At 67.5% G+C, this 24,178-nt stretch carries 14 protein-coding genes; 1 reads left to right on the forward strand and 13 read right to left on the reverse strand.

Annotated features, from left to right (window positions below; all coding sequences use genetic code 11):
* Positions 1-4 precede the first annotated feature (4 nt).
* The 13 genes from kdpA to BM365_RS07915 form a co-directional block, all read right to left on the reverse strand.
* Complete coding sequence (gene kdpA, locus BM365_RS07855; RefSeq protein WP_093488081.1) at positions 5-1,705, reverse strand: potassium-transporting ATPase subunit KdpA; 1,701 nt, start codon at positions 1,703-1,705, stop codon at positions 5-7.
* Between the two features lie 120 nt (positions 1,706-1,825).
* Positions 1,826-2,551, reverse strand: coding sequence for a TorF family putative porin (locus BM365_RS07860; RefSeq protein WP_233210923.1), 726 nt, complete (start codon positions 2,549-2,551; stop codon positions 1,826-1,828).
* 120 nt (positions 2,552-2,671) lie between these two features.
* Positions 2,672-3,859, reverse strand: a complete 1,188-nt coding sequence (locus tag BM365_RS07865) for a CaiB/BaiF CoA transferase family protein (RefSeq protein WP_093488083.1) — start codon at positions 3,857-3,859, stop codon at positions 2,672-2,674.
* A 121-nt stretch (positions 3,860-3,980) separates the two neighbouring features.
* Positions 3,981-5,807 carry a glycoside hydrolase family 127 protein gene (locus tag BM365_RS07870; protein ID WP_233210922.1) on the reverse strand — a complete coding sequence of 609 codons (1,827 nt, stop codon included), beginning with the start codon at positions 5,805-5,807 and terminating at the stop codon, positions 3,981-3,983.
* Complete coding sequence (locus BM365_RS07875) at positions 5,804-8,608, reverse strand: ThuA domain-containing protein (RefSeq protein WP_093488084.1); 2,805 nt, start codon at positions 8,606-8,608, stop codon at positions 5,804-5,806. Before BM365_RS07875 ends, BM365_RS07870 begins: the two co-directional genes overlap by 4 nt.
* On the reverse strand, positions 8,608-10,794 hold the full coding sequence (locus BM365_RS07880; protein WP_093488085.1) for an SUMF1/EgtB/PvdO family nonheme iron enzyme: 2,187 nt from the start codon (positions 10,792-10,794) through the stop codon (positions 8,608-8,610). Before BM365_RS07880 ends, BM365_RS07875 begins: the two co-directional genes overlap by 1 nt.
* A gap of 27 nt (positions 10,795-10,821) precedes the next feature.
* Positions 10,822-11,772 carry a ribokinase gene (locus BM365_RS07885; RefSeq protein WP_093488086.1) on the reverse strand — a complete coding sequence of 317 codons (951 nt, stop codon included), beginning with the start codon at positions 11,770-11,772 and terminating at the stop codon, positions 10,822-10,824.
* Entirely contained in the window at positions 11,769-12,977 is a 1,209-nt protein-coding gene (locus BM365_RS07890; RefSeq protein ID WP_175502052.1) for a serine hydrolase domain-containing protein, read from the reverse strand. The genes BM365_RS07885 and BM365_RS07890 overlap by 4 nt, the downstream gene beginning before the upstream one ends.
* A gap of 89 nt (positions 12,978-13,066) precedes the next feature.
* Entirely contained in the window at positions 13,067-15,358 is a 2,292-nt protein-coding gene (locus BM365_RS07895; RefSeq protein ID WP_093488088.1) for a TonB-dependent receptor, read from the reverse strand.
* 240 nt (positions 15,359-15,598) lie between these two features.
* Positions 15,599-16,474: a LysR family transcriptional regulator gene (locus tag BM365_RS07900; protein ID WP_093488089.1), complete on the reverse strand. Its 876-nt coding sequence runs from the start codon at positions 16,472-16,474 to the stop codon at positions 15,599-15,601.
* A gap of 55 nt (positions 16,475-16,529) precedes the next feature.
* Positions 16,530-18,974, reverse strand: a complete 2,445-nt coding sequence (locus BM365_RS07905) for a sodium:solute symporter (protein WP_093488090.1) — start codon at positions 18,972-18,974, stop codon at positions 16,530-16,532.
* Positions 18,971-19,828, reverse strand: coding sequence for an HpcH/HpaI aldolase/citrate lyase family protein (locus tag BM365_RS07910; RefSeq protein WP_093488091.1), 858 nt, complete (start codon positions 19,826-19,828; stop codon positions 18,971-18,973). The genes BM365_RS07905 and BM365_RS07910 overlap by 4 nt, the downstream gene beginning before the upstream one ends.
* A gap of 135 nt (positions 19,829-19,963) precedes the next feature.
* Entirely contained in the window at positions 19,964-20,980 is a 1,017-nt protein-coding gene (locus BM365_RS07915; protein ID WP_093488092.1) for a sugar kinase, read from the reverse strand.
* Positions 20,981-21,218: 238 nt separating this feature from the next.
* On the opposite strand from BM365_RS07915, the gene BM365_RS07920 reads away from it, so the two are divergent.
* Positions 21,219-23,996: a TonB-dependent receptor gene (locus tag BM365_RS07920; RefSeq protein ID WP_093488093.1), complete on the forward strand. Its 2,778-nt coding sequence runs from the start codon at positions 21,219-21,221 to the stop codon at positions 23,994-23,996.
* Positions 23,997-24,178: the final 182 nt, after the last annotated feature.

The raw sequence follows: 24,178 nt of genomic DNA on the forward strand, positions 1-24,178 counted from the left end.
GTTCTCAGAGCGCGCTCAAGGCCAGGTGGTCGGCGATCGGGCCGAGGACCAGCACGGGCATGAACTGCAGCAGGGTCAGGATGACGACCACGGCGATCAGGGTGAGCGCGAAGGTCGGGGTTTCCACCTGGAGGGTGCCGGGGCTTTCCGGCGCGGCGCGCTTGCGGGCGAGCGACGCGGCGATGGCCAGCGGAATGATCAGCGCGGGGTAGCGGCCGAGCAGCAACATCAGCGTCGTGCTGAGGTTCCACCAATAGGTCGCATCGCCCAGGCCCTCGAAACCGGAGCCGTTGTTGGCGAAGGCCGAGGTGTACTCGTAGAACACCTGGCTGATGCCGTGGAAACCGGGATTCGAGTTGCCGGTGATCGAGGGCACCGCCAGCGTGATGGCGGTGAACGCCAGCAATGCCAGCGGCTGCAGCAGCACCAGCGCGGCGAGCAGTTTCACTTCATGCGCTTCGATCTTGCGCCCGAACAGTTCCGGCGTGCGGCCGGTCATCAGGCCGGCGAGGAACACGCTGAGCAGCAGGTAGACGAGGAACTGCTGCAGGCCGCAGCCGACGCCGCCCCAGACCGCGTTGACCAGCATGTTGCCCATCGCCACCAGGCCGGTGAGCGGCGCGGCGGAGTCCAGCATCGCGTTGACCGAGCCGTTGTTGACCGCGGTGGTGGTGGCCGCCCACAGCGCCGAGGCGTCGGCGCCGATGCGCACTTCCTTGCCCTCCATCAATGCGATGTCCTGCACGGGCGCGGCATGGCGCTCGAACCAGATCGCCAGCGCGGACGTCGCCAGCCACATCGTCATCATCGTGCCGACGACGAGCGCGGTGAACTTCCTGCGCCCGGTGAATGCGCTGACCATGAAGGCCACGCCGACCGGGATCAGCAGGATCGCCAGCGTTTCCATGAAGTTCGCGAACGGCGTGGGATTCTCCAGCGGCACGGCACTGTTCGGGCCGTACCAGCCGCCGCCGTTGCTGCCGAGCTGCTTGGCCGCGACCATCGCGGCGACCGGGCCGACCGCAATCTTCTGTTCGGCCATCTGCGCCGTCGTGTCGATCGGCGTGGCCACCAGACCGCCCTGCAGCGTGGACGGCACGCCCTGCCAGGTCAGCAGCAGCGACCACGCCAGGCACAGCGGCAGCATCACGCGCACGGTGGGACGGAGCACGTCGGCCCAGTAGTTGCCGACATCGGCGTCACCGGCGGCGGGCGTGGTGGCCTTGTCGCCGCGGCCACCGAAGAAGCCGCGCAGCGTGGCCACGACCAGGGCCAGGCCCATCATCGGCGTGACCACCTGCAGGCCGACGATGCCGGTCATCTGCGCCAGGTGCGACAGCTGCGCCTGGCCCGAGTAGTGCTGCTGGTTGGTGTTGGTGAGGAACGACACCATCGTGTGCAGCGCCAGGTCCCAGCGCATGTTCGGCGCGTCGTTGGGATTGAGCGGCAACCACGCCTGGGTCATGAACACGCCCCAGGTCAGCACGCCGAGGATCAGGTTGCTCAGCAGGAAGGCTTTCGCATACGCCTTCCAGTCCATGCCCTGCGCCGGATCGACGCCGAGCAGACGGTACAGCGGTCGTTCGATCCATCCGAACAGCGCGTCGCCGCGCATCGGCGCACCGCGCATCACCGCGGCGAGGTAGCGGCCCAGCGGCCAGCCCAGCGCGATGGCCAGCGCGAACACAAGGAGGAATTCAGTCATGGAAGTCGTCCATCGGGGCGCGTGCGCGCCGCGTGATCAGCAGGAACAGGAGACCGGCACCGGCGAGCACGCCCGCCAGGGCCAGCAGCAGATGAAGGAAGTCGGTGGCCATGGCGATGCTCAGAACGCGGCCTGCAGCGCTGCTTCCACGCGCGAACCGGCCAGGCCGGGGAACAGCCTCTTCGCGCTCCTGTCGGTGGCGTGCGCGGTCACCCGCAGTTCGAACGGCGCCTTGAATGCCCACACCGCGCCGAGCTGTGCATGCGCGTAGCTATCGTCGTAGACGTCGTCCAGCCCGTAGTAACCGGCCGCGGCTTCCACGCGGAGTTGGTCGTTCAGCGGAAACTTCGCACCGAGTTGGGCATAGGCGCCCGCGTCATCGGTGGCGAGCGCTTCGGTGGAATACCCCAGCTGCGCCCAGTAGTTCTGCTTCCACGTCAGCGTGCCGATCGCTTCCGTCCAGTCGAGCTCGACGGTGGTGGACGGATAGCGGTAGTGGGTCAGGTTGAGGTCGAGCGCCCAGTCGTCCGACAGCGCTCCACCCCAGCCGACGGTGACATCGATTTCACTGCTGGCGTGGGTGTCCGGCGCAAACTCGACGTTCGAGCCCCACACCGCGCCGTACACGCCGTTGTCGGCCGTGGCCTTGAAGCCGGCCTGCACGGCCGGGTCGCCCTGGGTCTGGGTGGTACCGCGCCAGACGTAATCGGTGGTGAGCGCGCCGGAACCGTTGAAGGTAGCGGCGTGCGTGGTGAACGCCGTCGTCAGCAGCAGGCCGGCGGCGATGGAGGAAACGACGAGGCGCGCCGGCATCGGCCGGCGCGGAAGGAACGAGGAGGAAGACATCGGTGCGATCCAGGCGGAAGACGTTCCGCCGACCGCGAAAGTCTGGTCCTGCCCCGCGTAAAGCCGCCATGCGCTTCCCGCGCACCGCCGTAAATTCGGCGTAAAGCCGCGCGCCCTGCCTTAGCCCGCGTTGCGTGCCTGCGGCGACGACGTGCCGAGCACGTGCTCCGCATCCTGGTCGAACACCGGCGCGGCGAACGGTGCCGGACCCGGCGTCCGCCCGAACGCGATGGGCCGGGTGACGCCGCGGTAGCTGCCGACGACGGGATGCGCGATCTCGGCCACCATGTCTTCGGCCAGCACCTGCGGATGTTCGAACATGTCTTCGACGCGTCGCGCCGCCGCGCACGGCACCTCGTCGCCGAAGTGCGCTTCCCACTCCGTCGCGGTGCGCGCCTGCAGCGCGTCGTGCAGTTGCGGCACGATCTCGGCAGCCTGCGCGGCGCGCTTGCGCACGCTGTCGTAGCGCGGATCGTCGGCCAAGGCGTCGAGGCCGGTCAGCCGACACAGCGCCTTCCAGAAGCGCGGCGTATTGGCGGAGAGATAGAGATAGCCCTCGCGCGCCGGATGGATGCCGGTGACGCCGCCGGAGCGCATGTCGCGGCCGATGTCGAGCGCTTCACCTTCGGCCCAGATCATGCGCGCGGACTGCATGGTCAGCGCGCTGCGCAACAGCGACACGCCGACGAACTGCCCGCGCCCGCTGCGTTCGCGTTCGTACAGCGCCGACGACACGCCGGCGGCGAGCAGCGCCGCCGCGTAGTAGTCCACCACCGAGCCGTAGATGATCTCCGGCGCACCGCCGCGCTTGCCCTGCAGCGTGCACATGCCGGTCATCGTCTGCAGCACCTGGTCGTAGCCGGCCTTGTCCTTCATCGGCCCGGTTTCGCCGTAGCCGGTCACCGCGCAGTAGATCAGCCGCGGGTTGATCACCGTCAGGCTGTCGAAATCGATGCCCAGCCGCTTCGGCACGGTGGGACGGAAGTTGTGCACCAGCACGTCGGCCTCGCGCACCAGGCGCAGCAGCGCGGCGTGGTCGGCCGGCTGCTTGAGATCGAGGGCGATGCCCTGCTTGCTGCGGTTCACGCCGAGGAAAGCGCGGCTCTCGCGCTCCAGCGTGGACGGGTACTGGCGCAGGTTGTCGCCATCGGGCGGCTCGACCTTGATCACGTCGGCGCCCTGGTCGGCCAGCAGCGTGCAGCCGTACGGGCCGGCGATGTAGGCGCTGAGGTCGAGTACCTTCACCCCGCTCAGCGGGCCGACGGGACCCGTGCGCAGCCGCGAACGGAAGGGAGACGGATTGTCCATGGAAGAGGGCTCCTTCAGCCGCCGCCGCAACGGCGATGGCCAGTCTGTGCCACGGCGCGGGCGCGATACAGCCAGCGGCCGTAGCTTCTGCTGCCACAAATTCTTGCGAGCGCGCGGACGGTCATGGCGACGGCAGCGCCAGCCAGGTCAGGCGCCAGGCGCCGTCATGACGCCCACCGGCTCGGTAGTACGGCCAGAACAGCAGCGGCGGCCGGCTGGCGGGCTGCAGCGAAATGGCCGCGCCCTCCTCGCCGTCGGTCACCGGCAGCACCTGCAACCAGTCGTCCTGCGGGCCGTCGGGCAGACGGACGGTCTCTTCGGTCTTGAAGCCGTCGATCAGGTCGGTGGCGTAGGCCAGCGGGCCGCGCGTGAGCCCGACGTAATGCAGGTCCAGCACCTGCTGGTGGACCGCCGAGCCGTCCGGCGCGCGCGATTCCTGCACGTTGCGCAGCACCTGCCGGTGCAGGGTCGGCCGCAGCGGGAAGGCCAGTTGCACGTGGTCGTCGGAACGCCACAGGCGGCGCAGGACGAGGAAAGCACCGGGGACGACCGCGGCCTCCACGGGCTCGCCATTGACCGAGACCGTAGCGCCCTCGGCCCAGGATGGAATGCGCAGCTGCAGGTCGAACGTCGCGTCGCGCTGGGGATGCACGTCCAGCGACACGTCGCCGTCGAACGGATACCCGGTGTGCTGGCGCAGCACCACCGTCCCGGCTTGTGGGTGCGCCAGGCGCGCTTCGCCGGGCCCGTAGAGCTGCACGCGGACGGTGTCGCCGTCCACGGCGTACGCCAGCGACGGCAGTTCCTCCACCGCCATCGCGCCGCTGGACTTGCAGCACCGCCAGTAGGTGGTGTGCACGCGCCGCCCGTTCGGGAACGAGTAGTAGCACCAGTCCTCGCCATCCGGCGCCTGCGCGCCGAGCAGGTCGTTGTACGCGGTGCGCTCGATCTCTTCGGCGAAGCGCGCTTCGCCGGTGAGCTGCAGCAGCTCGCGGTTGAACTGGATCCACGACAGCAGCGAGCAGGTTTCCACGTAGGCATTCGGGCTGAAGCTGCCGCGTGCGTTGAACACTTCGCGCGAGCGATGGGCGACGCCGCCCCACGGTCCGCCGCCCAGGGTCAGGTGGTGCTTGCGGATGTTCTGCCAGATGCGCTCCAGCGTGTCGCGCAGGGCGGCGTCACCGGTGGCGCGGCACAGCTTCACGAGGGCGACCAGGTTCCAGAGCAGCTGGTAGGCCTTGCCGGTGGCGATCTCGGACGCATCGGCGCCGGCGTCGAGCGCGGGCAGCAGGCGCAATGCCGGATAGGCGTTCGCCTGCTCCAGCACGCGCTGGGCGAGCGCCAGGAAACGCGGCTCCGCGGTTTCGGCATGCAACTCCAGCGCGGCATCCATCAGCACCGTGGCCGACATGCCGTGGTGGTTGCCGAGCGTGGTGATGTCGATGCCGGACGCCAGCGCCTGCGCGCACAGGTCGGCGATACGTGCGGCGGCCTGCGTGTAGCGCGGATCCTGCAGGGCGCGCGCCGTCTCGACCAGGCCAAGGATCAGGTACGCATGCACCCAGATATCCCACGTGCGCAGCGCCGGCGCACCGTCCCAGCTGGGCGGCTTCGGCGGTTGCGGATGGAGGAAGCGGCGTTCTTCCGCGTAGGTACCCAGGTAGCCGTCGGCTTCCTGCACGGAGAGCAGGTAGTCGGCGACCGAACGCAGGTGCGCGCCCAGCGTCGCATCGCCGCTGCGGCCATAGGCGCGGGCGGCGGCCGACAGCCATTTGCCGGCGTGTTCGCCGTACCAGTCGCCCTCGGTGTTGCGCGCGCGGTGCTCGGGCGAGAACAGCGCGATGGCGGGGCTGTCCGGCGCAGTGATGAAGTGCGAGAGGCGGCCACGGAGGTTGGCCTCGAGGGCTGCGCCGAGGACGCCGTGCAGCTGGATGTGGTGCGGGGTCATTGCTTCAGGTACCTGGCCAGGTCGTCGATCTGCTGCGCGCTCAAGCCGGCCGCGTGCGGGCGCATCACGCCGCGGCTGAGCGCATCGACGATGCGGGTGTGGGGGCGCGTGGCGATCACCGCGCGCGGGGGAATATTGCCTTGCGGATGGTCGTGGCAGGCAGCGCAGCGCTGCGTGTACAACGTTGCCGCCGGCACGCCGGCCAGCCGCGCATCGACGGCGACCTCCTGCGTGGCGGTGGCGACCGGCGTGCGATCGGTGACCCGCTTGCCGCCACGGCCGAAGGCCTGGATGCGGTCGGTGCCGACGAACACCTGCCCGCCGCCGAACGCGGGCTGGTTGTACTTGCCGCTGGTGAACAGTTCGCCCGGCGCGCTGCGCCACACGATCTCGAGCGAGCGCGCGTCCAGGGCATAGAGCACGGGCCGTGGCGCATCGCCACCGGCCAGCGAGGCCGAGCGCGGTGCGTTCTCGTCGAGGATCCAGACCAGCGCATCGTCGGTGCCGCGGCTGGTCACCACCGGCGAACCGGGATTGCCGAGCACCAGCGTGGGATGCGCGCGATCGACGCGCAGGAACGGCGCGTCCGGCGACGTGCGGTCGACGCGCAGGCGCACCACCGACGGCGCGATGCTGACCGACGAGCCGGGCGCCTGCTTGGTGTTGCCGGTGACGACGACGTACTCGGCGCCCGAGCCATCGCGGTACACCGCGGGCACCGAACGGGCGCGGGCCAGGTCGAGCGCCGCATCGTCTTCCGAATACGGGCCGAACACGTTGAGCGGCCCGCGCGTGCCGAACGGTCGCTGCGGCGACGGCGCCAGCAGCGAGCGATCGCTTGCGGCATCGGTGCTGCAGGGCGCACGGCGATCGAGCGCACCGGGCAGGCGATCGCGATCCAGCAGATAGACGTTGCCTTGCTTGCCGCCCACGGTCATCAGCCGGCGGCCACCCTCGCCCGCTGCATCCGGGAACAGCGCCACGCCGCCCGAGCCGAGGTCGATGTCCCTTTCGGCCGTGGTCCAGTAGTTGAACGGCGTATACGTGCCGCGCAACGCGAAACCCTTCTCGTCCGACGAGGCCAGCTTCAGCACCGACTGCGCCCAGTCGCCGTCGGACGGCTGGTAACCGCCGAAGCCGCTGCCGGTGACCACATACACGTGGCCCTCGGCATCGACGGCAGGACCGCCCGCACCCCAGATGCCGCCACTGCCCCGGTGCGGCATGGCGACGGAAGCGAACGCACCGCTGACACGTGGATGACGTGTATCCACCGCAGCGATCCAGCCCGTCTCCGATTCGCCGAACACGATGTACAGCTGCGAACCATCGGGACTGAGGTTCAACGCACCGCGCTGCACGCGGAAATCGAACTTGCGCTTCGGCGGCACCGGCGACGGGCCGGCGTTGGTGTTGAGGCGGTTGAAGGCGGCTTCGTCGAGCATCACCGGCCAGCCCGGCAGCACGCGGCCGCTACCCAGCTCGAGCGCATAGGCCTGCCACCGGTGCTGCGGGTCGCAATGGGTCACGTACAACCGGCCCTGCGCGACATCGATCACCGGCGTGCTCAGGATGCCGGTAGGCACGCCATCGAGCGGCGCCGGCTGCAGGCGGCACGGCTCACCCAGGCGCGTCTTCCAGAGGATGCGCCCTGGCGCGACGTCGCCCTGGCGCGCCGCGTTGATCGCATAGACATGACCGTTGTTGCTGGCGGCGATGACGACGTCATGCCGCTCGCCGGTCTGCGGACCCGACGTGATCGCCAGCCGATCGACATACAGCGGCGAAGCGTACAGGCGCGCGTCGCTGCCGTTGTCGGCATCGAGCGGTGGCGATTCCCATACCAGGCCGAAATCCTTCGCGCCGACGGTAGCCGGCGTCAGGACGTTTTCGTCGCGGCGCCAGCCGGTGCGTGCGGCATCGACGTGGAAGGTGGCGCGACGTACCTGGCCGGGTGCGCCGGTCGGCGCGGGCGCGGATGCGTCAGGGATCGCTGGCGCATCCCGCACGTCGGCATGCGCCGACCACAGGATGGCGTTGAGCAGCACATGGCGCACGGAGGGTTGGCCGAGCGCATCGAGGTAGTGCCCACCGGTGAAGACGACGACGCGCCCACCGTCGGCGCGCTCGTGGGCCCAGGCCACGTCGGTCCGCTCGGCGATGTCCTCGATCACGGGTTCGCCGTCGCGGAACTGCGGATGCAGCACGGCCTGCAGCAGCGGCGTGCGCGCGCCGGTGCCGCGGAAGGTGGGATAGAACTCGTCGCGGTAGGCGAAGGGCCGCATGCCGGCGGTGACGGGGTGCGCGGCCGGTTCGAGCGTCGTCCACTCGGTGGTGCGATCGAACATGCCCACGCGCACCGCGCCCAGCCAACGCGCGAGACCGAAATCATGGCCTTGCGGCACCGTCGAGGCCTGGTGCAGCGCGACGACGCCAGCGCCGCGCTGCATGGCGGCGTCGAAGGCCGCGCGATGCGCAGGATCGCGCAGCGGATGCTTCTCCAGGCCATCGAAGTACAACACCACCGTATCCGCTTGCGCGAGCGCGGCGGGATCGGTCGGCCAGCCGTCGGGATAGGCCTGCACGCGCACGCGCCCGGACGCTTCCTCTTCGAGCATCTGCTGCAGGTGGCGGATGCCTGCCGGATACGCATGCCGACCCGGACCTTCGCTGGCCGGGCCGCCGATCAGCACGACCGTCTTCGGCGCTCCGGCGGAGCAGGCCACCAGCGCGCAGGCGAGCACCAGCGCGACCACCCAACGACAGGCGCGCGACAACCCGCGTGCGCGCCCGCCTGGCATCACGCCGCATCCACCACGCAACGGAAACCGATGCGACCGGAGCGATCCTTGCCCGGCGCCATCAGCAGCAGCTTGCCGTGCTGGTCCAGCCGTTTGGCCTGGGGGAAATACCAGTGCGACGTGCGCGGCTCGTAGTCGCTGCCGCCGCGCACGATGGCCGCGCGCGTGTGCTCGTCGTGGAACTCATCCGTCCACTGCCAGACATGGCCCACCAGGTCCATCACGCCGAATGGACTGGCCCCGGCGGGAAACGCACCGACATCGGCCGGTGGCGGCAGCACGCGACCGCGGAACACCGGCGGCGCGGCATCGTCGCGCCAGGCATCGCCCCACGGATACAGGCGGCCGTCGGTGCTCTGTGCGGCGTATTGCCATTCCCAGCCGTGCGGCAGACGCTTGCCCGCCCATGCGGCGTAGGCGCGCGCATCTTCCAGCGACACCCAGGTGACCGGCTTGTTGTCCCAGCCCGCCTGCGGTGCGCCATCGCGCCAGTCGCGGAGGAAATTCAGCGCATCGCGTGGCGCATAGCCGGTGGCGTCGATGAAGGCCTTGAACTGCGCATTCGTCACCAGGTGGCGATCGATGTGGAACGGCGCGACCTGCATGCGCTGGCGATGGTGGCGGCGCGCGGTCGGTTCCCACGGGAACTGCACGTCCACGCCTTCCCACACCTGCCCTTCGATCTCGATGCCCTGCACGGCGAACAGGAACTCGCCACCAGGAATCGTCACCATGCCGTCCGGTGCCGTGGCCTGTGGCGTGGTCGCGGCGATCGGCTGCAAGGCCTGCGGCAGTGCGGTCCATCGTGCGGACAACGACGCCAGCGGTGTGGCGGCATGCGTGGCCATCTGCGCGAGGAACGCCTCCAGGCCTTCTTCCTCCACGCCCGACCGCAGCGCCAGCAGCGCGCCGAAGCCACGGCCTTCCAGGGTCGTCTCCAGGATCGCGTGGCCGTCGATGATGCGCGGCTGCAGTACCGTGCCGTTCCACAGGTCGACATAGCGCGTGCCGTCGACATGCGGCACGGCGAGTTGCTCACCGGCGATCGCGTACTCGTGGCGGTTGACCAGCGTCCACAACGTGCGGCCCTCGCCCGGGAAGCGGCTGGCGAAGATGCCGGCCTGCAGCGTGCGCTCGTACGGGCGCCAGTCCAGGCTGACCAGCAACGGTGCGAAGCGGCGGTAGATCGTGGCGATGCGGCGCAGTGAGGCGGCGTCGCGCGGGGTCAGCTGGTTCCACAAGCCCCACACGTTCTCCCACGCGTTGTAGCCCACGCCATTGAAGAAGATGTACTGCAGGTCGTGGTTGCGGTCGCGGCCCCAGCGGTTCTCGTAGTTGATCATGTGGCGCGGTTCCAGCCACTTGAACTTCGCTACCGGCGGCACGACCTCGTTCGGCGCCTTCTTGCCCCAGCTCTGCACGTTCCAGATCAGGTGTTCTTCGGCGCTGATCGTGGATTCCGGCTGCACCACCACCGGATGGCCCAGCGCATCGCAGGCATCGAAGAACGCGCGCGGCACGCCGTTGTAGGTGTCGCCGTTGATGCCGTCCGCACCGACCGCCTTGACGATCTGCGCGATGGCCTGCCAGTCCGGCGCGCCTTCGTCGCGGGTACCGTTGTCCCACGGCATGGTGGTGAGGAACACGCGCACGCCACGTCGGTGGAAATCGTCGACCGCACCGCGCAGCGCCTCCAGCCCGCCCGGCAGGCTGCGTGCCAGATCGAACTGGTTGCGATCGTCCACGCCGATGTTGGGATACACGCACCACAGCAGCACGCTGTCCAGGCCGCCGAAGCGCGCTTCCAGATCATCGAGGTAGCGGTCGACGGTGTAGCGGCCGGCGACGGGATCGTAGAGGTAGCGGTCCTCGACCATCGCCTGCGCATGCACGAAGTTGCGCTGCGCCCATTGCAGTTCCGGCCGGCGGTAGTTGGCATCGTCGTAACCGATGCGCGTGAGGTGCTCGCGCCGCCAGTCCTTCAGCTCGGCGACCCAGTCGTCGGCCGAGGCGTTGGCATCGATCTTCCATTGGCCGATGTCGGCGAACGGCCAGCCCGGCGCCTTGCCCGGCGTGGGCAGGTAGCGCTGCGTGGTGACGTGGGAAAACTTGTATTCGGTCTTCACCACGTGCGTGTCGTCGTGACCAGCGGCATCGTGGGAATCGGGGAACGTGGGAGTGCTCATGGGGAGATCTTGGATCGGGACGATGGATCAGTCGCGGGGAAGGCCGCAGTAGGTCGCCAGGGCGGCCTGCTGCGAAGGTGCGTCGGCATGCCCGGCGAGCCAGGCTTCGACTTCCGGGCGCGCCGGGATGCTGGTCTGCGCGCCCAGCCGGGTGCAGGCGAGCGCGGACGCCGCGCTGGCGAAGCGTAGCGCGTCCGCTAGCCCGGCATGCTCGGCCAGGCGGGCTGCCAGCGCACCGCAGAACGTGTCGCCGGCCGCGGTCGTATCCACGGCGTCGATCGGGAACGCGGGCTGCAGGAAGATTTCACCGCCCCGTCGTGCGAAGCAACCACGCGCGCCAAGCGTCACGATCACGCAGGGCACCGGCAGGCGTGCCGCCTGCGCGGCCACGGGACCTTCGCCGGCCAAGGTGGCCAGTTCGCCTTCGTTGACGACCAGCACATCGACGCTGTCCAGCAGGCCCGCGGGCAACGGGGTGGCGGGGGCGGCATTCAACACCACCCGCACGCCGGCCTCGCGGGCAAGCCGGGCGTAGCTGGCCACGCTGTCCAACGGTGTTTCCAGTTGCAGCAGCAGGTGGCTGATGCCGCGCAGCGAAGGAAGATGGTGCGGCATCAATCCCGCGTTGGCGCCCGGCGCGACGGTGATCGCGTTCTCCGCGTCGTCGGACAGGCAGATGAAGGCGGTGCCGCTGGCGGTATCCGGCACGCGCACGATGTGCATGGCCACGTCGGCGTCGGCGAGGGCGGCTTCGAGCACCGCCGCGTACAGATCGTCACCGAGCGCGAGCAGCATGCGAGTCGGCACGCCGCCGGCACGCGCACTGGCGACGGCCTGGTTGGCGCCTTTGCCGCCCGGAAACGTCGCGAACTCACGACCCAATACCGTCTCGCCCGGCGCCGGCACATGCGCCGCACGCACGACGAAATCGAGGTTGGCCGACCCCGCGACCAGCACGCCGCCCTGGCCGCGGCTCATGGTGTCGCCGCCGAGTAGACCGCGCGATAGAACGGCGTGGCCAGCTTGGGCAACGGAGGTGCTCCGTCGGTGGGCAGGTGCTGCGACAGCAGCAGGATCACCAGGCCGCGTTCGCGGTCGATGGTGAAGTACGTCGACGCGGCACCGGACCAGCCGAACTGCCCGCGCGATCCGGGACGCGCACTGATCGCCGGGTCGGTGACGACGTAGCCGCCGAGGCCGAAGCCTTCGCCCGGCTCGGGGGCGGGCACCGGCGGATCGAAGCCCGCGAGCTGGTCGGACATCATCATTGCCACGGTGTCTTCGCGCAGCAGGCGAACGCCCTCGAGCACGCCACCGTCGGCCAGCATCCGCGCGAAGCGCAGGTAGTCGGCGACGGTTGAATAGAGGCCACCGGCACCGCTCGTGTAGGGGCGCAGGCGGACGCCGGGTTCGCGTGCGGACGGTGTATCGGCCAGGACGCGTTGCCCTGCGGCATCGCGCGTGGTCAGCGCCATGATGCGGCCACGTTGCGCCGGGGGCACTTCGAAGCCGGTGTCGTGCAGGGCGAGCGGCACGAAGATGCGCGTACGCAGGAAGGTCTCGAACGATTGACCGCTGGCGACTTCGATGACCCGCGCCAGCACTTCGGTATTGACGCCGTCATAGCGGAAACGCGTGCCCGGCTCGGTACCAAGCGGCGCGCGTGCGACGCGGTCCGCGTAGCTGGAGAGATCCGTGGCTTCTTCCGGCGCCTGCGCCTTCAGCAGGGCCGATGCCACACGGATGTCGTCGCCACCCGTGACGAAACCGGCGGTGTGCGTCAGCAAGTGCCGCACGGTCAGCGGGCGCTGCACCGGCATCAATGTTGGCGCCTCGACGCTGCCACCCGCGACCCGCTGCAGACCCGCGAATGCGGGCAGGTAGGTGGCTACCGGGGCATCGAGGTGCAGCCTGCCCTCTTCCACCAGCATCAATGCCGCCACCGAGGTGACGGGCTTGGTCATGGAGTAGATGCGAAAGATCGCGTCCTCGCGCAGCGGATGCTGGCCTTGAAGGTCGGCATGGCCGAACGCACCGCGGTAGACCACGGCGCCATGATCGGCGACCACGGCGACGGCGCCCAGGTAGCCGGCTTTGCCGATGTCCTGCGTGAGCAGCGTATCCATCGGCGCACGCGGGAGCGGCGGCGGAGTGGCGGTCGCGCAGGCCGCGAGCGAGAGCATCAGGACCATCCAAAGCCCGCGCCGCCCTGGAGAGGGAGCGGCGCGGGTGGATGCAGCGTGGGGGAGTGCCGGCATCCGCAGATCGTGGATCAGAACGTGTATTCGTAGGTGAAGGAGTACATGCGGCCACGGCCCGCCCAGTAGTTGCGGAAGCCCGGGACCTGCGACCAGCTCAGGATGTACTGTTTGTTGGTCAGGTTCTCGACGCCCAGCGAGAAGCGACCCCACTTCTCCACCCGGTAGTTCATGCCTAGGTCGAACAGCGTGTAACCCTTGGTGTGCTCCTCATACGAGAAGCTCGCATTGTCGAACTCGCGGACATCGCTGCCGGTCAGGTCGCGCGACAGTAGCGTGGTCGAGCCGAGGGTGACGTCGCCGGCCTCGTTGAACTTCCAACGCACGGTCAGGCCGATCTTGTCCGGGTTGACGTCCAGCGCACCCATCGGCTTGTTCAATCCACCCGCATCCCAACGACCGCGCGGGTCCTCGGTCCAGAACGCCGTCTTGCCGCGGATGCGCGAATACAGGCCGGAGAGCTTCCAGTCTTCGTTGATGTTCCAGTCGCCGGAGAACTCGAAGCCCTTGATCCGGGTCGGTGCACGGAAGAGGACGTAGTCGTTGGTAGCGGGATCGATCGCGAACGACGTGCCGTAGTCCGAACGAGAGTCGTAGTACGACGCACTGAAGGACGTCGCATCCCCGCGCCAGTTCACGCCGACTTCGCGATTGTCGACCACCACGGCCGAGAGCTCGCGGAACGTGGAGTCCACGGACACCGGTGGATCACCGGGGCAGCCGTCGGGCTTGGTGTCGTTCGGATCGTCCGGGCACGCGACATTGCGGAGCGGAATGCCGACGTTGGGCAGGCCGAAGCCTTCGCCATATGCCGCGAACACGGACCACTGGTCGGTGATACGCCAGATGGCGCCGAAGTTGATCAGGTTTTCCTTGTAGGACAGCTTGCCGCCTTCGACGAACCGGCGGTCGCGGAACCACGTGGTGGTGTAGTCATCGACGCTCAGTTCGCCGTCTTCGCGGCGGAAGCCACCGCTCAACGTCACAGGGCCGATGTCCCAGCTCAGCTGCGCATACGGCGCAATGCTCTCGTACTCCATCGGCGGCACCCACACGCGGTTGGTCAACGCCAGGCGCTGGTCGGCCTTGTCGCGCACCCAGTCGACGCCGGTGCGCAGCTCCAGGCCGTCCACGCCGAATAGCTGGCCGCGTACCCACGACGGTCGGAAGCCGACCTTGTCCGAATTGATCTCCGACTGGTCCCAGATGAGGCCATCCGGGCCGTTCGGCGGAATCAGCGGATCCTGGCGGTCACTGCCGTTTTCCGGCGGATAGCGCATCGCCTGGTCGGCCCAATATGCGTTGAGGTTCAGCGTGCCGCCGAGGAAGTCGCCATCGGTGTACTGCAGGTTCACCTGCTTGAAGTCGTTGAACTCGGCCTTGCTGCCGAAAATGTGGCCGCGCTCGGAGGTGTTCGGGCGCGGATCTTCGCACCAGCCAGGCTCGTAGCGGCAACCGTCCACCTGGATGTAGTCGCCGTTGCCTTCGATCTTGAAGTGGCTGTAGCTCAGTTGCAGCCGCTTCTCGAGGTCCTCGCCGAAGTTGAAGCCGCCCTTCACGAAGATATTGCGCGCGACCGAATCATTGACCGAACCGCTGGTGTTCATGCCCAGGCGCACGCCGTCGGCGTCGTAGCCCATGCCGCGGTCGATCTGCGCCACGCCGGCGACCAGGTCGTAGTTGTCCTGCTTATAGGCGTAGTTCAGGCCCAGCTTCCAACCGGCGCTGTCGTCCTTGAACTGGGTGGAGTAGCGCGACAGGAAGCGGAACTCGCTGCCTTCCTTGTTCGGCACGGCGGAGATGTAGTTGATGATGCCGCCCGCAGCGCCGATGCCCTCGGAGGCCGACGGACCGTTGATCACCTCCACGCGGCCGACAATGCCCATGTCGGTGAATGTGGCGTTGCGGCTGCCGTCACGCAGCGGCGAACCCTGCGGCACGCCATCGAACAGGCGCAATGCAACACGGCCACGCAGCGTCTCGCCGCTGTTGCTCATGGCCTGCGACGCTTCGGCGTAGCCTGGTACGGTGCGTGCCAGCACGGCGGTAGCATCTTCGGTGACCAGCAGCGTGTGGGCGATTTCTTCCTTGGTCACCAGCGTCACTGCGCCGGGGATCTTGTCCACGGCCTTGGGCGCGCGCACGCCGGTGACGATCACCTGATCCAGGTCGACGGCGTCCTTGGCCTTGGCTTCTTCGGTCGCCGCGTCCTGCGGCGGCAGCGGCGTGTTCTGTTGGGCCTTGACGCTGGCGCTGACGGCGGCGGCGAGTAGGAAAACGCCGAACGCGGCGGGTACCTGTTTCATGGTCTGTTCTCGAAATGCGGGGTGGGCGGCGGCGCGCGATGCGCCTGCCGCATGGCAAGGGTGAGTGCGAGAAAGGCCGCGCCCGGCGGCCGGCGTGCCCAGCGTTCCTCCCAGACGCTCGAACCCGACGATGTTCGAAGCGTAGGCGGACGTCCGTCACGGAAGAATCGCCCGCGGATATGTTCACAGGCTAGTTTTTGTAGCGTGCACTGCAACATGACGCCGCGCGGAGCGGCGCGATCAAACCTGCCCTGCGGTGGCGCGGCTTTCCTGCAGCAGCACCGTCACCAGACGGATGCGCACCGTCGAGCGCGACCACACCATGCCGATCCGGCGCGGTTCGCTGGGCATCGGCAGCGGGATGCGGACCAGGTCCAGGCCTTCAGGCCACGGCTTGGCCCAGTCCGGCACCAGCGATACGCCCAGGCCACGGTCCACCATGACGGCGATGGCGTTGAGGCCGTTCAGTTCGAAGCGCTCGTGCGGCACGATGCCGGCGCGGCGCAGGTAGTCGTCCGCCACGCGCCCACCCCACTGGTTGCGGTCGTAGCGGATCAACGGTTCGCTGCGCAGCAGCTCGTGCGGGTCGCGGCCGGCCATGCGCGCCGGCGCGATGACCACCAGCGGCTCTTCGCGCAGCAGCTGCCAGTCGCAGGTCTTGGGCAGGTTGTAGGGCGCTTGCAGTACCAGCGCGGCATCCAGTTCGCCGTTTTCCACGGCGCGGTACAGCTCCGCCGAATAGCCGGGACGGATGTAGACGTTGATCTGCGGGAAGGCGTCGACCATCCGCGCCAGGATGTCCGGCAACATGCCGGCCAGTGCGGTCGGGCAAGCGCCCAGCCGTAGCTCGCCGGAGACTTCGCTGTCGTTGGCGACGCTGCGCATGTCGGCGACGTCGCGCAGCAGGTCGCGGGCGCGCTGCAGGATGCGCGAGCCCTCCTCGGTCAGGCTGACGGTGCGGCCGGCGCGGGCGATCAGCGGTGCGCCGAGTTCTCGTTCCAGCGTGCGGATCTGCTGGGCCACGGCGGCCGGCGTGATGTTGAGCACGCGCGCGGCCGCGGCCATCGAGCCCCGGTCGGCCACCACCACGAAGGTATTCAGGAACTGGGTGTCCACGCGCCTCCCCTGCTACCTTCAGGCTACACGAGGCGCGCGACGCCGACGATGGGACCTATGGCCCATGCGCTCCGTCAGCCGTGTTCACGGCATCCTGCCGGTGGATCGTCAGGCCTTCCAGCGAGCGCGCCGGTGCCGGAAAGAACAGGCTCGCCAGGTAACCGACCACCACGCAGACCAGGATGGAAATGGCGAGGTAAAAATAGGGGTGGACCAGGTCGAACCACCACGCCACGAACGTCAGCACGATCGCGGTGACGATGCCGATCGCCACGCCCTGCGAATTCGCCCGACGGGTGAACATGCCCAACGTGTACGCGCCGGCGAAGCCGCCGCCGAGCAGGCCGGCCAGTTCGATCGACACGTCGAACAGCGAGCCGATGTCGAAGCGCGACAGCACCAAGGCTGCGCCGATGCCGACCAGGCCGACCACCACCGTCATGATCTCGGCGAAGAACACGCCCTTCTTCTGCGACTTGTCCTTGGCGAAACGCTCGTAGAAATCGACGGTGATCAGCGTCGCTACCGAATTCATGATGCCGGACAGCGTCGCCATCGCCGCGGCGAAGATGCCGGCGATGATCAGGCCGGTCACGCCCATCGGCAGTTCCGCGGCGATGAACAGCGGGAAGGTGGCATCGACCGGCAACAGTGGATTCATCCGCTCCGGATTGTTCTTGTAGTAGACGAACAGCGCCGTACCGATGCCGTAGAAGACGAAGCCGCCGGGAATCATGATGGCGGCGAAAGCCCAGACCGAGCGTCCGGCCTCCTTGTCCGACTTGGTCGACAGCACGCGCTGCATCAGCACCTGGTCCTTCGGGAAGGTCAGCACCACCTCGAACAGCACCAGGAAGATGAAGCCCCAGACCGTGGCCTTGGTGAGGTCGAAGCTGAAGTCGAAGAGCTTGGTCTTGTCTTCCGCCATCGCGATCTGGGTGAATTCGCCGAATCCGCCCTTCAGCGTCCAGATGATGAAGAGGATGGCGAAGATCGCACCGCCCATCTTCACGATCACCTGCACCACGTCGGTCCAGATGACCGCCTTCATGCCGCCCATGGCGGTGTAGATGATGGTGAACCCACCCATCAGCCACACGCTCCAGACCACGTCGATCCCGGTGATGGTGGAGATGGCGAGTGCAGGCAGGAACAGGATGACGCTCATGCGGCTGCCGATCTGCATGAGGATCGCCAGGGCGCTGGCGAGCATGCGGATGGTCGGGTGGAAACGCGTCTCCAGGTAGGAGAAGGTCGACATCAGGTTGAGCCGCCGCAACAGCGGCACGATCCAGATCGCCACGAACATCAGGCCGAGCACGGCGATCAGGTTGTTGGTCAGGTACTGCCAGTTGGTTTCGAACGCCTTCGCCGGAATCGCGATGAAGCTGATCGAACTGGTGTTGACCGCATACAGACTCAGGCCCGCCGCCCAGAACGGGATGGTGCGGCTGCCGACGAAGAAGTTCTCCGTCGAATTGCGCTTCTCGCGCAGATAGAAGTACAGGCCAATGCCGATCATCGCGGCGAGATAGACCACGATCACCAGCCAGTCCAGCCAGGTGAGCAGATGCTTGCCGGACTGGAGTTCCAACGCGTTCAAGGTGCCGTCCGCGCCCGTCCATACCAGCCCATCGCCCCACGCGGTCACGCCCGCGATGTCGGCCGGCACGGTCGCCGGCAGTGTCGCCCAGGCCTTGGTGATGGTGTGGAAGGTGACCAGTTGCGGCGTACCTGATCCGCCTTCGGAGACGAGGTACAGCAAATGCGCCTGCCCGAGCGCACGGGCCGCATGCGGTACCAACGATCCGGGCAACGCAGGCATCTGCGTCCAGCCCGTTTCACTATGCCAGCGCCAGAGCGCGTCGCCCGAAGCTCCGCCGACGGTTGCGAACAGGTCGCCGCGCTGCGCGAGCAAGCTGGAGGCGCCACCGGTGGGCCAGGTCGCGAGCGCGGTCCAACCCGCTGACGTCGCAGCGAGCGTCAACTGGTAGAGGCGCGGCGTTCCGGTTGCGTCGAGGCCGCTGGCATAGAGCCGGCCGTCCGCCTCTGCCAGCGCCACATCCCGCAAGGGGGTGGGCCACGCGGGCAGCGCACGCAGCGCCAACCGTCCCTGCTGCAGCGCGACGCCGGAAACTCCAGTGGATATATGTCCTTCGTCATCGCCGTGCAGCAGGTAAAGCGAGCCCTTGGCCGCACTGATCCAGGTGGCAGGTACGGGAACGTCGGCGGGCATCGACAGCGATTGCCACGCCTTGGCTCCTGCCGGCAGTTGCTCGACCGAACCCGCATGGAACGCGACCAATGACGTGCCGACGGCGTGCACATCGCCCATCGCGCGGGCGGAGGGCGCTGGTAGTACCTCCTGCCGCACCGTCGTCAGGCTTTCCGCATGCGCCGGCAACGCCGCACCCACCATGGCTAACGCCAGCATCGCGAACGCACAACGGGCCACGCGCTGGATGCCGGCGGTCACGGACCGCGCTGCCGGATGTTTCATGCTGTCCCCTTGTTCCGATCCACGAGCGCCAACACGGCGCGCGCGCGCGCCAGAAACGGCGCGTCCACCATGCGGCCATCCACGGCAAAAGCCCCTTCGCCCGCTTCGTCCGCTTTCTGCACGGTCCGGCGCGCGTCGTCTATCTCCTTCGCCGAGGGCGCGAAAATATCGTTCGCCCACGCCACCTGGCGCGGATGCACGCAGCTCTTGCCCGCGAAGCCCAGGGCGCGTGCCGCATCGGCCTCCGCACGGAAGCCTGCTTCGTCTTCGAGCCCCGGGAAGGCCGCATCGTAGGCGAAGGCACCGGCTTCCGCCGCCGCCATGCGCAGCGCGTACTGTGCGGCGTGGACGTTGCGCAAGTCGGTACGGCGGATGCCGTGCGGCTCGAACAGATCTCCCAGGCCGAGCTGAAGGCCGCGTATGCGCGGATGGGCGAGCGCGATCTTCGCGGCATGCCGCAATGCGCGCGGCGTCTCGATGTTGACCAGAATACCGACGGAACGGCGCACGCCGAGGCGCGCCTCGATCGCATCGATCTCGCTCATCGCCTGGCGGAGTTGGTCCGCGGATTCGATCTTCGGCAAGTTGAGCAGGTCGATATCCAGCGGCAGGATCGCGCGCAGATCGTCCTCCCAGGCGGAGGTGTTCCACGCGTTCACCCGGACCACGACCTGCTTGCCCGCGGCACGATGCGGTGCGGACTGGAGGAAGGCGGCCACCTGCTGGCGCGCCGTCGCCTTGTCGTCACCGGCGACGGCGTCTTCCAGGTCGAGGGACAGCAGATCGGCGTCGCCGGCCATGGCCTTGGCGAACAGCGCAGGGCGACTGCCGGGCACGAACAATTTGCTACGCATGGACGGCGCTCATCATGGCGCGCAGTCTGCGGGAATCAGGCGACGGGCAAAGCCTGCGCCGGCATCTTCAAACGATAGTTTTTCCTGCGTCCGGGAATGTCGCGACGCAACATTCCCTGTTGCTCGATGCAGGTATCAGCGCTTCACGTCCAGGCTGTTCTCGCTAAGGAACGCCTGCACATCGGCAGCCCCAACCAGGTTGAAGTCGCCGGGCAGCGAATGCTTCAGGCACGCTGCGGCGACACCGAAGTACAGCGCGTCGGCCGACGACATGCCCGACAGCCCGCCATGCAGGACGCCCGCGGCGAACGCATCGCCGGTGCCGATGCGGTCGACGATCGGCGAAACCTCGTGCGATGGCGTGGTGTGCAGTGCACCGTCGCGCAGGGCGGTGATCCCCGACAGTACATGGTGGTCGACGCTGCGCTGGACGCGAACGGTGGCGGCCATCTGCTGCAGGTGCGGAAAAGCCCGGAACGCGGCGGCCGCGCCGGCGGCGAACCGCTCCTGAGGCGTCGCCTGCGGGAAGTCCAGGCCCAGCACGACCTGAAGGTCGCGGTGGCTGGCGAACAGGATGTCGGCTTCGGCCATCAACCCGCGCAGGATCGTCGGCGCATCTCCGCCCCACGCTTCCCAGAGCTTCGGACGGAAGTTGCCGTCGAACGAGACCTTCACCCCCGCGGCACGCGCTGCCTTCACTGCGGCGAGCACGCCATCGGCCGCGCGTTGCCCCAATGCGGGCGTGACGCCGGAGACATGCAGCCATTGGGCGCCGGAGAGTAATGCGGGCCAGTCGTGGTCTCCGCCACCCGCGCGCGCGAAGGCGGAGTCGGCGCGGTCGTAAAGCACTTCACTCGGGCGCTGGATGGCGCCGGGCGTCAGGAAGTAGAGACCCATGCGGCCCGACTGCTGCTGCATGGCGGTGACATCGACCCGATGCCGGCGCAGTTCGCCCAAGGCGGCTTCACCCAGCGCGTTGTCCGCTACGACACCCACGACGCGGGTGTCGTGACCGAACCGCGCCAGCGACACCGCGACATTCGCTTCCGCGCCGCCGACATGCACGTCCAGCACCGGCGACTGCAGCAATACCTGCCTGCCGGGCGCACCCAGGCGCAGCAGCAACTCTCCGAAACACACGATCTTGGCCATGCCAGCACTCCTCCCGTTGCGGTGTTGCATCGATGCTTGCGCGCCGTCCTGGCTTGTCCCGAGGACAAGATAATCCGGAGCCGGCGACAGTTGTTGTTGCAGCGCACACTCTGTTAGCGTTGTTTTTGACCAGCGGTGTCATTTTATCAGCTGGCACGATCTGGAAGGGAATACACAGCGGTTTTTTGCTACCAAAACAGTCGCACACGCGGCCATGGTCCCTTGAGGAGGGGAGAACATGCCAGTCAGTCAACACCGCCGGAAGACACCGGTTACCTTGCTTGCCGTTTCGATCGGCCTGGCGCTGCAGATGAGTGCAGCCGCACACGCCCAGGAAGCGGCGCAAACGACCGAGTCCGGTCAGGCCACCCCCGCGCAGCAGAGCGTCGATACGCTGGATACCGTCAGCGTCACCGGCTACCGCGCGAGCGTGGAAAAGGCACTCGACATCAAGCGCGGCGAAGCCGGCGTGGTCGATGCCATCGTCGCCGAGGACATCGGCAAGTTCCCCGACCTCAACCTGGCCGAGTCGCTGCAACGCATCCCGGGCGTGGTGATCACGCGTGAAGGCGGCGAAGGCCGCCAGATCTCCGTCCGCGGCCTGCCGCCGGACCTCACCCGCGTCCGCATCAACGGCATGGAGGCCCTCACCACGGTGGGCGCCACCGACCAGAATGGCGGCACCAACCGCGGCCGCGGTTTCGACTTCAATGTCTTCGCCTCGGATTTGTTCTCGCAGCTGATCGTGCGCAAGACGCCCTCGGCCGACGTGGAAGAAGGCTCGCTGGGCGCGACCGTCGATCTGCGTACCGCGCGTCCGCTCGATTACGACGGCTTCACCTTCACCGCCAGTGGACAGGCCAGCTACAACGACATGGCCGAGAAGACCGACCCGCGGATCGGCGCGCTGATCGCCAATACCTGGGCCGACGGCAAGTTCGGCGCCCTGCTGTCGGTCGCCTACTCCGAGCGTCAGGCGCTCGAAGAAGGTTCCGGCAGCGGCCGCTGGGCGCAGGGCACGAGCAACGGCAATTTCAGCGCGACGTCGCCGTTCGCGGCGGCGCGCAGCGCGGATGTCTACCACCCGCGCTTCCCCCGCTACACGCTGATGGAGCACGACCAGAAGCGCACTGGCTTGGCCGCTTCGCTGCAGTTCAAGCCGACCGATCGCACCCAGTTCGCATTGGATGCGCTGTACTCGAAGATCGATGCTACCCGCGACGAAAAGTACATAGAAGCGATTTCGTTCAGCCGCAGCGGCACTGGCAAGCCGCAGACCGTCGTCCGCGACGGCGTGATCCAGAATGGCGCGTTGGTATACGGCCTGTTCGACGACGTCGACATCCGCTCGGAGAGCCGTCATGACGAGTGGAATACCGTGTTCACCCAGTTCAATCTGGAAGGCGAGCACGAGTTCACCGACAACTTCAAGATCAGCGGCAAGATCGGCACGTCCAAGTCGGAGCACGAGAATCCGATCCAGACGACGATCATCATGGACAAGGCGAACGTCGACAACTATAGCTACGACTATCGCAACGATCCCTACAAGCCGATCCTCAACTACGGCATCGACCCAACCGACCCGAACGGCTGGACGCTGGCGGAGATCCGTATCCGTCCCCAGTACGTCACCAACGATTTCGACACGGCGCAGCTGGATTTCAACTGGAACATCAGCCCTGGCTTCCGCCTGAAGGGTGGCGTGCAGTCGAAGGACTACTCCTTCTCCACGCATGAGCTGCGACGCGCTTCCGAACTGGCGGTCCCCACCTTCACCGGCGGCACCACGACCGTGCCGTCCGACCTGACCGAACTGGCCAGTCTCAGCGGCGTCAATGGTTCGCCAGGTACGTGGGTCATCCCGGACTACGAGGCCATCGCCGACCTGTTCGACATCTACAGCAACAGCGGCATCTATGCCGTCACCGAGCGCGCGGTCAATACCCGCAGCGTGAAGGAAGAGGACCGCGGCGTTTACCTGATGGGTGAGTTTTCCGCGGATCTGGGTGCCATCCCGGTGTCGGGTAACTTCGGCGTGCGCTACGTGCGCACGAAGCAGAGCTCGACCGGCATCGCAACCGCCAGCGGCACGCCCGTCGCCACGACCGTCACGCGCGAGTACAGCGATACTTTGCCGTCGATGAACCTGGTGGCCGAGATCACGCCCGACTTCCTGATCCGGCTGGGCGCCGCCAAGGTCATGTCGCGTCCTGGCCTGGGCTTCCTGACCCCCGGTGTGACCGTCAACGTCAGTGGCGGCGCACGCACGGTCAGCGGCGGCAACCCCAACCTCGATCCGGTTCGCGCGGAGACGGCGGACCTGGGCTTCGAGTGGTACTTCAACGAAGGCGCCATGCTGGGCCTGGGCCTGTTCTACAAGGACATCGAAGGCTTCGTGCAGACGACGCGCGAAGTGCGCAGCTACGCCTCCAGCGGCCTGCCGGCCAGCCTGCTCGACGGGACGGGCGCGACGGTCAACGACGATTTCGTCTTCAGCGTGCCGGTCAATACGCCGGGCGGCAAAGTGAAGGGCTTCGAAGCCACGCTAGTCCAGCCGTTCTCCTTCTTGCCCGGCAAGTGGTCCAACTTCGGTACCCAACTGAACTACACGTACGTGGACACCGAGATCCAGTACGTCAACAGCGCGGGCGTCAACGTGTTGAAGGCGCCGTGGACCGGCATGTCGAAGCATTCGTGGAACGCAACGCTGTACTACGAAGGCGAGCGCTTCTCCGGCCGCATCTCGGCGACCAACCGCGACGACTACCTGCTGCAGGCTCCCGGTACCGAAGCGGGTTACAACATCGATGGCGTACACGGGCAAACCGGCACCACGACCATCGACATGGCGCTTCGCTACAAGCTCAACGACAAGCTGGAGCTGAGCCTGGAAGGCATCAACTTGACGGACGAGGCACAGGAGTCGTGGGTCCAGAACGCGAATGGCCAGCTGCCGCTGGACTACAGCGAAACCGGTCGCCAGTACCTGCTCGGCCTGCGCTATAAGTTCTGATCGATAGACGCGGAACCGGTTTCGCCCTGGAAGCCCGGTCGAATTCGACCGGGCTTTTTTGTCGCCCCCCGTATGGAAAACGGTTCCATCTGCGAGATTGTCCATAAGGACATTTTCTCTATCCGAATCAATCACTTGTTGTTGCATCGCACACTCTGGTAGCGTCACTGACCATCGGTGTC

Origin of the sequence: Pseudoxanthomonas sp. YR558 (genome assembly GCF_900116385.1) — a bacterium.
Classification (GTDB): domain Bacteria; phylum Pseudomonadota; class Gammaproteobacteria; order Xanthomonadales; family Xanthomonadaceae; genus Pseudoxanthomonas_A.